Genomic DNA, 13,562 nt, shown 5'->3' on the forward strand with positions numbered 1-13,562 from the left:
TCATAATCAGGTTTAATATAATCAAGTGACTCCCGCAAAGCCCCGCTTTGCGGGGCTGGAGAAAGCTATGCCTTAACCTAAATACGATTTATGCGGTATTATTTAACCTACCTGTTGCTAACTATCTGGTTCGCTGTGAATGCACAGCCTGCCAACCCAAAGATCAGTCTCAGTTTTCCGGACACTTCTCTTGAAGCGGCACTGAAACTGCTGGAAAAAGAAAGCCACATCCCGATCTCCTATGAACTCACCCGTGTAAAGGATATCCAGGTGAAGGCGCGCGATTTCAAAAATGTTCTGCCCGAAACCATCCTGAAGGAATTGCTGAAAGGAACCCCGTTGGAATTCAAACAAAAGAACGGCAACATCCTCATCACCCCGCGCCAGCGTACAGGCAAAACAGTCAGTGGTTTTGTTGAAGATGCGGTCAGTGGCGAAAAGCTGATCGGTGTTACGCTAATGGCGCCGCAACATCAGGCAGGCACTGCCACCAATAACTATGGTTTTTATAGTATCACTGTCCCCGGCGATTCATTGTACATCCATCTGTCTTATACCGGTTACCAGTTGGTGGATACGGTAATAAGATTGCATGGCGACGCCCATATAAATTTCAGGCTTCAAACGAGTTGCAGGCAACTGGAAGAGATCACCGTATGTGCGCCGCATGCAACCCCGGTACAACTAACTTCACAAATGAGCTGCATCAACCTGCCGGTATCAAAGGTGCGTTCGATGCCGCGGCTGCTGGGCGAACCCGATCTGCTGAAAACCCTGCAAATGCTGCCCGGTGTTAAACAAGGCACAGAAGCAACCAGTGCACTGCTGGTTCGCGGCGGCACGCCAGACCAGAACCTGATACTGCTGGATGGGGCGCCGCTCTATAACCCCATGCACTATCTCGGCTTATTGTCTACGTTCAATACAAGTGTACTGAAAGATGTAACACTTTATAAAGGCGCCTTTCCTGCCCGTTATGGCGGAAGGCTTTCTTCGGTGGTAGATATTTCAACAAAGGATGGCGATCTGCATCAACTGCACGGCGACTTTTCCGTTGGGCTCCTCTCCACGCAACTAACGCTGGAAGGCCCGCTGAAAAAAGGAAAAACATCCTTCGTGGTATCGGGCCGCCGCTCGTATCCCGATCTGCCATTGGGCCCTGCTGTAAAACAATCATATGAGCTGGAGAAATTCACCCTTTTCTTTTATGATCTTAACGCTAAGCTACATCACAAGATCTCCGATAAGGACAAGCTTTACCTGAGCCTTTATATGGGTAAGGATAAATTCAGGTTCCTGCAGCGAAAAACATATGGAGGTATTCCGCCCAGGGACTACGAAATCACAGATATGGATATCCGTTGTGGCAATATTACCGGCACGCTGCGCTGGAACCATCTCTTCTCGCCCAAACTGTTTGCCAACACCATGTTGATCGGCAGCAACTATACATTCAATACCGGTGTTTTTACATTTGAAGACTTTGGCGGGAGGTATACCAATTCGATCAAATTAAATTCCGGCATCCGCGATTATGGGTTGAAAACAGATCTTGATTACCGCCCCTCTCCTATGCATGCGGTAAAAATGGGCGCCGCTTATATGCTCCGTACGTTCACGCCGGGCGTCGTTCGCAGGCGGCAAACCGACGGCGACGTGGTAACGATCGACTCCCTGAACAATAACCGCAACATCAATGCATCGGAAACAGACCTGTATGTGGAAGATGATTGGGAGATCACACGCCGCCTGAAACTGAATGGTGGTCTTCACTGGAGTTCCTTCATCGTACAGCAACGATTTTATCATTCCCTGCAGCCCCGGGCGAGCCTGCGTTTCCTGTTGCCGGGCCACTGGGCCCTGAAGGCTTCCTACAGCCGCATGACCCAATACATTCACCTGCTGGCCAACAATTCTGTTTCATTGCCAACAGACCTGTGGGTGCCGGCTACCAAAATAGTAGCACCCCAGCAGGCAGACCAATATGCGCTTGGTGTTGCACGTAACCTGTTCCAGAATAAATATGAATTTTCTGCAGAAGTGTATTATAAGAAAATGCGCCATGTGATAGAATACCGGGATGGCTCCGATTATCTCACCAGCAGCAAAGGTGATAACTGGCAGGAACAGGTAACCGCCGGTACAGGGGAAGCATATGGAATGGAACTATTGCTGCAAAAGAAAGCCGGACGGCTTACCGGTTGGCTGGCATACACCTGGGCCACAAGTGAGCGTACATTGGCCGACGTGAATTACGGCCGCACATTCCCCTATAAGTATGACCGCCGACACGATGTTCAACTGGTAACCGTGTATAAGCCATGGAAGAACGTTGAACTGACCGGGAACTGGATGTATCAGTCTGCCATGCCGTTCACCGTTCCTGTAGCGCGGTACGAAAGAGCAAATGGGCCCGGTATTATCCCAGGTCAAACCGTAGAATACGTCAGCAGCCGGAATAATGTACGACTGACCCCTTATCACCGCCTTGATGTTGGCATCAGTTTCATTAAACTAAAAAAGAACGGCAATGTGCGTACCTGGAATATCAGCGTATTGAATGCCTATAATAAACAAAACCTGTTCTTTTATAAAGTGAGTAAATATTCAGCTAACAATGCCACGCTCACGGGCACTGCCATATTACCCATTATGCCGGGTTTTTCCTACAGCTTAAAATTCTAACCATGAAACCAGCACTTTTATTTTTCATCTTACTTATACAGATGATCAGCAGTTGCAAGAAAGATATCACCGTAGCTGTTCCCGAAGAATCGAACAAGGTGGTCTTGAACATGCTTATGAATAAAGACAGTATCATAAATGCGCGGATCACTTTATCGGGCGGGCTGAACAGCACGCAACCTTTGCCAGAGATCAAAAATGCCATAGTGAACCTGTATGAGAATGGCACGTTCAAAGAACTACTTACACCCTATATAATATATGGTCGCACGTATTACCGCGGCAACACCCCGGCGCAGGCAGGCGCCACTTACCGGGTAACGGCTACGATACCCGGGTATGAAGAAGTTTCAGGTAGTGACCATATACCAGATACGGTAAAGGTTGGCGACATACAATTGACTGCTGTGCCGGTCGACAACCGGCTGTTATCCACCATCAGCGTTCAACTGCACGATGATGGGGCTGTACAAAACTACTATCGCATCCGGATGTACTGGCTAAATAGCAGTGGCTGGTATAAAGAAATGGTATATTTTGACGTAGATGATACCGAGTGGGAATTGTTTGGCGATAAAACCCGCCAGGAGTTTTATGTAACAGATGCCCTGTTCAATGGCCGCAATCCGCGGTTTACCTTCCGGCCGGCTGTAAGTGGCCAGTATAATAAGATGGCCGTAGAAATAACATCCCTTACTTATAGCAGCTATAATTACCTGAAAAGCACGTTTATGACGCTGCAGGAAAATAAATATGAGCTGGCGGAAAAAGTGATCGTGTATAACAATATAAAGAATGGCCTGGGAATTATAGGCGGCGTAGCGCAACGGGAATATGTGGTAGAGCGGTAATCCTGAACGGAAATACAACACATTATGAGATCAGTTTTCTTATTCATTGTCGTTTTATCGGGCATTATCATGTCGTTCCTGAACAAAGAGGTAAGACTTTACAAATATTTGCAGCCAGGCGCCGGTACAATGACATTCAATTGTACGTATAATACATTTCAATATAAAGGATTGCACGATACGGTAACTTTAAATTATAAGAAATTCATAGTTGAAAATGAGGCCGCCTATTGCATTGTACGCACGAACGACTCAAATTATCAATATAGTGAACCTGCCAATTTTCTTGGCTCGGCAATACTGTTCAGGAACGACTCCATTTTACTGGCGCCGCTTGGGTGGCTGAAGCCAATTGACAGTCTTACATTAAAAGACTTCAGGTACGCTATTCCGCCAGTAATGAAATTGACAGATTCTGTATTCATTTCATTAAATGACAGAGACATTGTGTTGTCGGATTTTCAGTATGATACGTTGACAATTAATGGTACCCGCCTGGACAATTGCCTGAAGATTAAAACAACTGAAAATTATATAGGCTATTTTGGCCCGTTATATGGTGCTGTGTGGTTGAGTAAGGCTTATGGCATCGTAAAATGGATACGGGCAACCGAAAGGACAGAGATCAGAGATCTTACAAAACCATAGCGGCAAGTAAAGAAAATCTGTTTTTTGCTTATTTATTATTGAATAGCTGAACCATTTTGGTGAGTTCAACTATATTCGAAACGTCTAGTTTTACCATAATGTTGGCCTTATGCGTGCTAACCGTTGAAATATGCAGAAAAAGGATCTCGGCAATTTCTGAAATAATTTTTCCATTCACCAGGTGATTCATGATCTCAAGCTCCCTGATAGTAAGGTTATCGAAAGGAGTGCTTGCCTGGTTGTCTGTATCCTCCCAGGTTAGTATATGCTTCATGTCAGGCCCAAGATATTTTTTATTGCTCAGGATGGCCGCAACGCCAAGCCTGACCTCTGAAGGTTTAGCTTCCTTATTGATAAATCCTTTCACGCCCATGGCCAGGTACTTTTTTGCATAAATGGCCACATTGCTCACCGTGAAGAGCATCACTTTCTGGTCGGGTTTATGCTTAAAGATGTTGTTCAACAGGCGAAGGGAGTCCATACCAGGCATCGCTATGTCCAGAATGACCAGGTCGTATTCTGTGCACTGTATTTTTTTCCAAACACAATTGCCGTTATTGCATTCATCTATTTCCGCGTCTGAGAACTCATCTTTTAAAATAAGACCTAGTCCTGTTCTTACTACTGGATGATCGTCTGCAAGTAAAATTTTTATCATTCGCTACCCCTTGTTTTCAAAAGTTATGGTTATTATATTACCCTGGTCATTACCCGAAACTATGTCAAGCGTACCATGCAGCCTGCCGAGGATCTCAATAATGATCTTGTACCCCCACCCCATTCCGTGGTGCGAAGGATTATAACTTTTATCAAGGATCCGTGCTACCAGTTCCTTTTCCATGGCATCGCCGGCATCGGTCATAATGATTCGGGTGGTGAATGCATCCTGAATGGCGTTAATCGTTATTTCTCCTTCAAAAGTATATTTATTGGCATTATCGGCCAGGTTTCTCAGCACCAGGCTTAACAGGCTGGCATCTGAATAGAGAACAATATGTTCAGGGACCAGGTTACTAAAAGTATTTTTTTGAATTTGAGCTCCCATTTCACCCAATGAGATAATTTCACTTATCATGTTGCGCAACACTATTTTTTCGTGGTTGATGGCAAAGCCCTCTTTTTGCATATTGGTAAACACAAAAAAGCCCTGTGTAAAATCGTATATTTCATTGGTTGCGTTGTCGAACTGGAACAGGATCTGCGACAGTTCCCCATCTGATAATTTTTTATGGTTATTGTACATTCGCCGGGCTAAAATATGCAGGAACCGAAGTGGTGACCGGAGGTCATGCAGAATAGCGGAGATCATTAACTCTTTTACCCGGTTGCTCTCTGATAATTGTTCGGTTCTTTCATCCACCTTTTGCTGCAGCAAGTGCGCTTTTTTTACCTGGTAATTGTACCGTACCCGAAAAAACAATAAAAACGCGCCTGTTGCCAGCCCACCCAGGAGGCACCTGAACCACACCTGTTCATACCAGTAAGGAAGTATGGTTAAATGGAGCGTATTATAGGTATAGTGCGCATAGGGATTCTGACTTCTCACAGTAAGGGTGTACTTACCGCTTCTCATGTTTGTTAATATGAGTTTACCGTCTTCATTCACCGGGAACCATTTATCGCTCAACTCCTTTATCGCATATTCAAGGTGCAGGTTAAACTTGTTACCGAAATAAGGAGTTGAAATTTCAAAGATCAATCGGCTCGAATCCCTTGTCACCTCCAGTTTGTCTTTCAATAGCACCCTTTTATCATCGGCCGTTACAAGGTCTACAAATATTGGTTTATCGGGCAGACTCACATGTACGCTATCAGCATTAAACCGTACCAGGCCATCCAGTGAGGGCAAAGAAAAATGGCCATCCTTTGTTTCAATGCCACAGGGTGTGCACCAACCATTAAATTCATTGGTGCTAAATCCATATGATTTATCAACATAGTAATAATAAACCTGCGGTTGGCTACCGGCTGCATAATCATCCAATTCTTTTTTCGCCACCCTGAACAAACCCTTGTTGGTAGGTATCCAGAAATAACCCTGCCGGTCCTCCATGAAACAATGAACGGTAACAAGGCTTTTCCGGGAGTCCAAAGGCATTTTGATGAAATTATTCTTATAAAATTTATAGAAACCCTGTCCATATGTACCGATCCAGATACTGCTATCCCTCGCTATATGAATAATATCTATAGACATTTTTTCCAGGCCGGGTACCGGGCGCAATGAATGTTTCGAAAGGTCATAGGCAAACAAACCTGCCGATGTTCCAATCCATAAATTATGGCTACTCACTTCCCTGAGGAGATGGATATCTGCCTTCATCAGGTCGTTATCATTGATTAAAATAGCGTCTTCTGTTCCGTGCCGCCTGAATACCTGGTGCTTATTGCTGTAGATAATATCCTTATTATCCCTTTCAATAATGCCGGTAAGATAATAGCCCAGGCTTTTAACGCTGACGAAAGATCGAAGATCCTTATCTGTTCTTTTCAGGGAATCAAATTCCGACAGCCAGATCGATCCATCGGAGGCCTGCATCAGGGCCTGTTTATCGATGGTGTGTATATCAGGGAATGCGATATGATCGTTATTGGTATAATTCAGTACACCTGTGCTGGTGAGTATGCGCCCGCCTGGCAATTCAATCTGGGAAGACTGGCTGTTGATCATAAACCTGGGATCGTTAAAAAAGAGCCTGTCAAATTCATGCAGCTTCAGTACATACAACCCATTCGTAATGGTACCTATGTAAAGCGCCTGGTAGCCTTCATCATAGATCATGCATTTGATGTCTTTGATGGGAATATCAGCCGCCAGTATTTTATAGTCCAATACGTTGTTGACCAGGCGGAGCAACAGGATCGTATCCTTACAAACCATGAGGGAGTGATTGCCATCTCTCCTTATTTTTAAAGAAGCCTGTACCGGATTGTGGTCAGCATTGGCTGTACTGATCAGCAATGGGAGCAGGTTGCCGGCACAACTGATATTTTTTTGTAATACCCCGTTTTTGTAAGCGAACAGGTGATATTGATCATCCATATAAAAATAAATATCCCCAACCATGAATTGAAGCTTCAGGATATGGCGGGAGATTTCCCGTAGTTCGGTTATACTGCGCGTGTTTTCATCCAGGAAGTAACAATGATCTGCATTGTAAAAGTAAGCTTTACTTTCATTTACTGTAGTAAGCGCATAGGACGCCTTCAGTTTTTTGAGTAGTTGTTTATAGGCACCTCCATCGTTTTTAGTTGCGTGTGCTTTGTAAATGCCGGAATAAAAAAACAGGTGATTGTTTGATGTGATCAATTCCCGGTACGGCAAGGCAGAAATAACACTGTCCGTTACGATCTGGTAATCATCGGTGAGGGAGAGAATGTGGCTGCTGTCAAATACCGGTTTAAAAAGTATGTTGCTTTTTCCAGGCTCTCTTTGTGGCAGCGAATATTCGTTCCATAATAAAGCCGGACTATTCTGCGAATTATACTCCCTGAAATTTTTACCATCAAACCTCACTATACCCATTCTCGTGGCCAGCCACAGGAACCCGTTTTTATCAAAGGCCATGGCATTGATACTGTTTTGCGGAAGGGCATTATCGCTGTTGTAATGGGTTATACTATACCCATTAGTGAGCGGTTGCTCTTTTGACGGCAGCCATCGCAACAGACAATATACAATTAATAACAGTGGCCTCGCCCAGGTGCTAATCATAGTGTTGATCAAAGTCAGTTTAGGGTTCTTACAACGGTTAAATATTATAATTAATTATTAATAAACAATGCTCATGGTTATTTTTTTTCAAAAATGATTCAATTAGTTGTTCATTATACAATTGATAAATTTTCTATATCCAAGTAATACTATGAAACAGATTCCCCGGCCTTTCCACTTTTGCACAGTTATGATCTGTTATCATAATAAATCCGTTACCTGATGAAAAACGTTTTTAAAAATGCAAAGTTAACCGCATCCTGTTTACGGTTGTATGGTGTATAGTAATATTATCAATGCATACCAAACAGGCACAAACCTGCCCGCAAAGGGAAATGGGTAATTCATCATACATTTTAAAACAATTACACCCCTAGCCCCAAAAATGAAAAGGCGGCCTCAAATTATTTTTGATGGCCGCCTTTCGTCATTTATCCGCGAGCATTTATAGAGCGTTTTGTTTTATTAATTTCTTCGTTATTGTTTGTTTCCCTGTATTTATTGTAATGAAATATAAACCTGACGAAAGGTTGGCGATATTTATCTGTTGCCCGCTTTGCACATGCGATGCAGTGTAAACGACAACACCGTTAACATCCCTTATTTTAACATCAAAATGACTATTGTGTTTACCGAATTGCAGGGTAACCTGGTTGGCTGCCGGATTAGGCGATACCACTAATGAAATGATATCTTTCGGTTTTGCCAACGGGGTAACGCCACCTTTAGGATCGTGGTCAAGCACTATATGAATGGGAACCGTACCGGAAATATTGTAGCTGCCGAGGGATGCATAGTTGGAATAACCGGTGGTTGCAGGGTCTCCTTCACCCGTACCTGTAACGGAAACGTAATAGCTTCCGGCCGCCAGTGTGGTACTGATACCGGCATTTAAACCAGCCGGATTGGATGATGTAATAACAGTTCCGGTATGGTCGTATAAGGTAGCTAAAATATCCAGCGTTGGATAATGTGCATTGGGAGTAAAGGTGAGGTTAACCGGGCCGCTACTGGTGCTGAAGGAAAACATATCCACATCAGCCGTGCGTTCAATAACACCCTTGTGGCTTACATTACCCAAAGCATTCATTGTTAACAAAGTTGCAGCCGTTGTTGAATTCGTATAATCATCAACGCGGTAGCCTACGCCGAAGCGATGACCTGTCATTATTGCCAGGTCGTTTTCCTGGTTAGTGGCATTGAGATATTCGCCTTTGCTCCATTGTACAAGAGATTTAGAATATCCAACGCCCATTACCGGCGCCCAGTTACCCTGACCGCCATAATATTCTTCACCGGGTCTTCCATCGTGATCCAAACCCAGTGTATGACCGATCTCATGGACTGCTACATCGCCGACGGCTTTGCCTCTGGTGTTGAATGCCCAGCAGGGTGTATCCTCATTCCAGGCAAACGAACCTATATAAGCTACTCCGCCGGCTCCAGGCAAAGCTGTATTCGTAGGTGTAAAGATGCATCGCATTCTTCTGTTTTTGGGATAGGTATTGAAAACGGCCTCACTGGTAGTGATATTCAGGGAAAAAGGGCGAAAGGCTTCGCTTACCAACTCCCAGGTCTCTTGCTTCGCATCTTCTGATATGGTAGCTGGTGCTGCGTTGATAGGATTACCGCTATTCCAATACCTGCTGGAAACATATTGTCCGTCGAAGTCGAGCAACACACAACCATTGCCGCCCGGATAGCTTTGCAGGTCGGCAAGGGCGGCGGCACTCGTTGCCGTAGCAACCTTCGCAGCAGCTGTTGAGGGAGTGGCAGGCTCCATGGCTTCCTGATAATCGATACAAATGATCTTATTGATGTCTGTTTCCTGTACATATACAGCACCGTTGTTATCGGAAGAATACGTATACGCTTTTTTGCTGTCTGGCAACAGGATGTGCCCCTGTACCGATTTGTTCTCAATGTCCAGGTAAAAAGATGAGTTCGGCACATTGGCAATGCTGCCGGCCAGTTTTTCCGATGCTGTTCCGTCAGCGATGCGATAAGTAACGACAGCAGGCAAACTGCGTGTTGGTGATAGTTGTAATTGTAACCGGCCATTGCCATTTGGCTTGCCAGCCAGTTGCCGGCGAAAACTACTTAGCAGGTTGGTACTGTTACCAATTGGGCAGGGCTTTTCCTGTGCATAAGTAAAGGGAGTTACTGCGAACATACATAGCAGCAATAAGAGAAGGTTTAGTTTGTACATAGTTTGGGATTAAAGGGCGAAGATAAAGTGCTGCACACGCGCCGGCTGTCCAATTAGTTGGATTTATGAAATAAATCTTGCATACAATTAAAGGTTGTCAAAATCCAATTAATACTACGATACAGGCATTTTGCAAACGTATATTGCAGTGTGGAGGCATTGAACCAGGAATAGAAATCGTCACACCTTTTCTTCAAGATCATGATCAATAATCGAAATTCACCACGCTTTACCAGCCGGATATTGATAGATGAGAAGGACAAACAGGCATTCGCCCTGGGATTTACATCGGTGGGCGGAAACTTCCAGATCCCTGACGAATATCTCCATAGAGCTTCTGCGCGTGGCTTCTTTAAAAATAACGAGATGGTTGCAGGATACCTCATTAATGATTCGGCCCCGTTTCGCTATGAAATGATCCTTCCTGAGGAGGCACGCATCGACCTTCAAAAGCGCGGTTATCTGGTTGAAGCAACATCGTGCGAGCTCACCTGTATGTGGATGCGGAAGGGCACGCTTACCAGTTTTGAAAGAAATGCTGTGTACGTTCGTTCTACTGTGGATACGTTTCGAACACAGAAACGGTATGTGATCGCCGGATCAGTTGTTGAGGCCCTGGCGCGCATGCAAAAGCAAACGCTCCCGCGAACGATCTATCATGGATTATTGGCAAAGGGAGGCATGGTTGAAATTTACGTTGCCCCGCGATACCTTATGATGATCCGCATTACTGTTGTAGCCCTTATTGCTTACCCCCGCGACCTACTGCACCTCCTAAAGAACAGTATAATTAACTTCTTTGACCTCAGAGACCCATTGTTAAAATAACGGTACCCTATTCTGCCAATCTGCTAAACCTTCAATGGTAAGGTCCGGATCACATTTTTGCTACGATCAAATACTCAACACACAATTAAGGAATTATCATTATCCAAGTAATACTAAAGACGAGTTTCTTTCAATAATTCAATTTTGCACTGCTATTGTGATTATCAAAGCGGTATGCATGCACCCTTTGGGTCTTCCGGATGGATGCAGCTATAGCCGTTAACCAACAGTCACTTTGTTTTATTCACTTTAAATTAATAATTGTACTTTATGAAATGGAAACATTATTCTTTAATGGTTTTATGTTCGACCCTTTTACTGGTCAGTTGTTCAAAAGACGGATCAAATGGTGCAGACGGCACCAATGGTACCAATGGCACTAATGGTAAAGACGGCGCCAACGGTACCAATGGTAAAGACGGTGCCAATGGTAAAACGGCTTTAACCAGAACTACCAAAGAAGCGCCAGGGGCAAACTGCAAGTATGGAGGCACCAAATTTGAAACAGGTATAGATGCCAACAATAACGGAATACTGGATGACAATGAAGTGACTGCTACCCAAACAAAATATGTATGCGATGGGGCCGGTGCTACTTATTCTTCATGGATCGATGTGAACGTGACGGATACCACTTTTAGCAACGGAGTGGCAGTTAACTTTAATCACATACAGATTATACCTGCACCAACATTAACTACCGATATAGTGGACAAGGGAATTGTTTTGATGTATTATAGAAGTAAGGACAGTACAGTAGTTCCTATAGAAAGAGACGGCGCCTATGCAATTACTGATTTGGATTCAGCAGGTACAGGTACCATTTTTTTTAATCCAGGATATGTTTTCAAAGAAAAAAAGATTTCTTTTTTAGTAAGAACCTACACTGGGTGGAATACCTATAATAGGGACGAATTGAATAAAAACGGATCGGCTGTCCGGTATGTTCTGATTCCTGGCATGACTCAGGGTCGCAGCATTGCTGACCTGCAAAAGATGCCTTATGGCGAATTAGCTAAATTATATAACATCGAGGATTAGGGGAACGGCTCAAGGATGAAAATGCCCGCTACAACATCGTGTTGTAGCGGGCTTCCCTTCGGGTTAGTTTCCATCCATTCGAAAAACAGGTTGCCCTTGAAAGTCTATTTTATTAGTGGAATCGGAGCAGATAAAAGGTTATTCTCCTATATCGAATTGCCGCTGGCGTTCGACCCAGAATATATAGAATGGATCCCTCCAGGCGAAAATGAATCGCTGTCAGCATATGCTATTCGCTTATTTACTCCGTATTATTCGAATATGCCCTTTATCCTGATAGGTTTATCACTTGGAGGAATGGTGGCTATCGAGATCGCTAAACAGTTTCCTCCGGTTTGTACCGTCATTATAAGTAGCGTTCCGCTTAGTGGTCAATTACCCCCCTATTATAAACTTGCCGGGAAATTGAATTTACAACGCCATATTCCGGCTGGCTTTTTTAAGATAACCGCCACGGTAAAAAACTCTATTTTCATGAAATCCTGGACCAATAAAAAGCTCATGTGGCGCGTCATCAGGGATGGAAATAGTCGTTTCATCAAATGGGGTATGAACGCCGTCCTTTCCTGGAGGAATGACGTATTGCCCAGGCCGCTGAATCATATTCACGGTACCCGGGATGAAGTATTTCCAGTTAAATATGCAAAACCTACGCATGTTATTCATAAAGGAGGTCACCTGCTTGTATTAAACCATGCGGAAGCGATCAACAAGATCCTTCAGGAAATATTACTCCCGTATCAGGGTGATTGATATCCAGCAATAAATTAAGTTCTTTTTTACCCAGCATTTCAGTCTCCGGAATTAATAGGGGCCCATGGTTTGCCGAAGCTATGCTTTGGATGATCTGGCCGTCGTTTTCAAACAATTTCAGCACCCAGTCAGGAGGATCCTTTTTTGTATTCGAAAAACCGGCCGACTGTATAATCTCTTCCAGTGTATTCAGTTTATCTTTTCGCCAGAAAAGGCCCCTGGTAACACCAATAGCTTTTACTTCATTTTGCTGCATAAATGTATGAACATGATAAAACCAGCGGTTATCCCACCCTGCAATTTCCACATGCATTGAAACCCTTGCGCCGCGTTTAATCGGTTTGCGGTAAATAATTTTTTGCGAACCCAGGGAGGGGGCTAACTTCCTGGTCAATACCGCACGATACAGATCTGTTCGGGCAAACTGTTCCCACCGGGCATAGTCCATATAAATAAGGTATTTATAAGCAGCCATTACCCGAAGTGCATCACAATCAAATGCTTTTACCCTGAATGTTTTAATAAAAGGCCTGTTAACATCAAGCCTCTTTTTAAAATATCGCCGCAAGAATATGCTAACAACATTGTACCAGTAAAACAGCATACATTTTTATTTTATGTGGGTCAAACAATCCCAGGGCAAAGAGGGAAAAAATGGGCGGGGGTGTAATAACGCAAAAAAGACAGCGCTTTAAAACTAAATTATAGTGGATAATTATTCGCTAGTAATAATTGGATTTTTGTCAGCAGTTGCCTTATAACAAATTTTCTATATCCAAGTAATACTAATAAACAGATTCCCCGGCCTGTCCATTTTTACAGTCGCTATGTT

10 protein-coding genes are annotated in these 13,562 nt (G+C 43.9%); 6 read left to right on the forward strand and 4 right to left on the reverse strand.

Annotated elements, in window-relative coordinates:
* Positions 1 to 90: 90 nt before the first annotated feature.
* The 3 genes from FAM09_RS16020 to FAM09_RS16030 are packed head-to-tail and all read left to right on the forward strand — an operon-like array spanning position 91 to position 4,184.
* The gene (locus FAM09_RS16020; RefSeq protein ID WP_136578141.1) at positions 91 to 2,685 is read left to right on the forward strand and encodes a TonB-dependent receptor; all 2,595 of its coding nucleotides are present in this window, start codon (positions 91 to 93) and stop codon (positions 2,683 to 2,685) included.
* Between the two features lie 2 nt (positions 2,686 to 2,687).
* On the forward strand, positions 2,688 to 3,536 hold the full coding sequence (locus FAM09_RS16025; RefSeq protein ID WP_136578142.1) for a DUF4249 domain-containing protein: 849 nt from the start codon (positions 2,688 to 2,690) through the stop codon (positions 3,534 to 3,536).
* A 24-nt stretch (positions 3,537 to 3,560) separates the two neighbouring features.
* A complete protein-coding gene (locus FAM09_RS16030) occupies positions 3,561 to 4,184 on the forward strand; it encodes a hypothetical protein (RefSeq protein WP_136578143.1) in 624 nt (207 codons plus the stop codon).
* Between the two features lie 28 nt (positions 4,185 to 4,212).
* Here the strand turns inward: FAM09_RS16030 and FAM09_RS16035 are convergent, their stop codons facing one another.
* The 3 genes from FAM09_RS16035 to FAM09_RS16045 all read right to left on the reverse strand — a co-directional run bounded on the left by FAM09_RS16035 (position 4,213) and on the right by FAM09_RS16045 (position 10,108).
* Complete coding sequence (locus FAM09_RS16035; protein ID WP_136578144.1) at positions 4,213 to 4,842, reverse strand: response regulator; 630 nt, start codon at positions 4,840 to 4,842, stop codon at positions 4,213 to 4,215.
* 3 nt (positions 4,843 to 4,845) lie between these two features.
* The gene (locus FAM09_RS16040) at positions 4,846 to 7,911 is read right to left on the reverse strand and encodes a ligand-binding sensor domain-containing protein (RefSeq protein WP_136578145.1); all 3,066 of its coding nucleotides are present in this window, start codon (positions 7,909 to 7,911) and stop codon (positions 4,846 to 4,848) included.
* A gap of 433 nt (positions 7,912 to 8,344) precedes the next feature.
* Positions 8,345 to 10,108: a T9SS type A sorting domain-containing protein gene (locus tag FAM09_RS16045; protein WP_136578146.1), complete on the reverse strand. Its 1,764-nt coding sequence runs from the start codon at positions 10,106 to 10,108 to the stop codon at positions 8,345 to 8,347.
* A 201-nt stretch (positions 10,109 to 10,309) separates the two neighbouring features.
* Here FAM09_RS16045 and FAM09_RS16050 point away from each other — a divergent pair, with 201 nt between their 5' ends.
* The 3 genes from FAM09_RS16050 to FAM09_RS16060 all read left to right on the forward strand — a co-directional run bounded on the left by FAM09_RS16050 (position 10,310) and on the right by FAM09_RS16060 (position 12,730).
* Positions 10,310 to 10,936 (forward strand): hypothetical protein, encoded by a 627-nt coding sequence (locus FAM09_RS16050; RefSeq protein WP_136578147.1) that lies wholly within the window; start codon positions 10,310 to 10,312, stop codon positions 10,934 to 10,936.
* Positions 10,937 to 11,206: 270 nt separating this feature from the next.
* A complete protein-coding gene (locus FAM09_RS16055) occupies positions 11,207 to 11,977 on the forward strand; it encodes a DUF7151 family protein (RefSeq protein ID WP_136578148.1) in 771 nt (256 codons plus the stop codon).
* A 96-nt stretch (positions 11,978 to 12,073) separates the two neighbouring features.
* Positions 12,074 to 12,730 (forward strand): alpha/beta hydrolase, encoded by a 657-nt coding sequence (locus tag FAM09_RS16060; RefSeq protein WP_166437175.1) that lies wholly within the window; start codon positions 12,074 to 12,076, stop codon positions 12,728 to 12,730.
* Here FAM09_RS16060 and FAM09_RS16065 read toward each other — a convergent pair.
* Entirely contained in the window at positions 12,684 to 13,334 is a 651-nt protein-coding gene (locus tag FAM09_RS16065) for an acyl-CoA thioesterase (protein ID WP_136578150.1), read from the reverse strand. The genes FAM09_RS16060 and FAM09_RS16065 overlap by 47 nt on opposite strands.
* Positions 13,335 to 13,562 lie beyond the last annotated feature (228 nt).

This window comes from Niastella caeni (assembly GCF_004834005.1).
GTDB classification, from domain to species: Bacteria; Bacteroidota; Bacteroidia; order Chitinophagales; family Chitinophagaceae; genus Niastella; species Niastella caeni.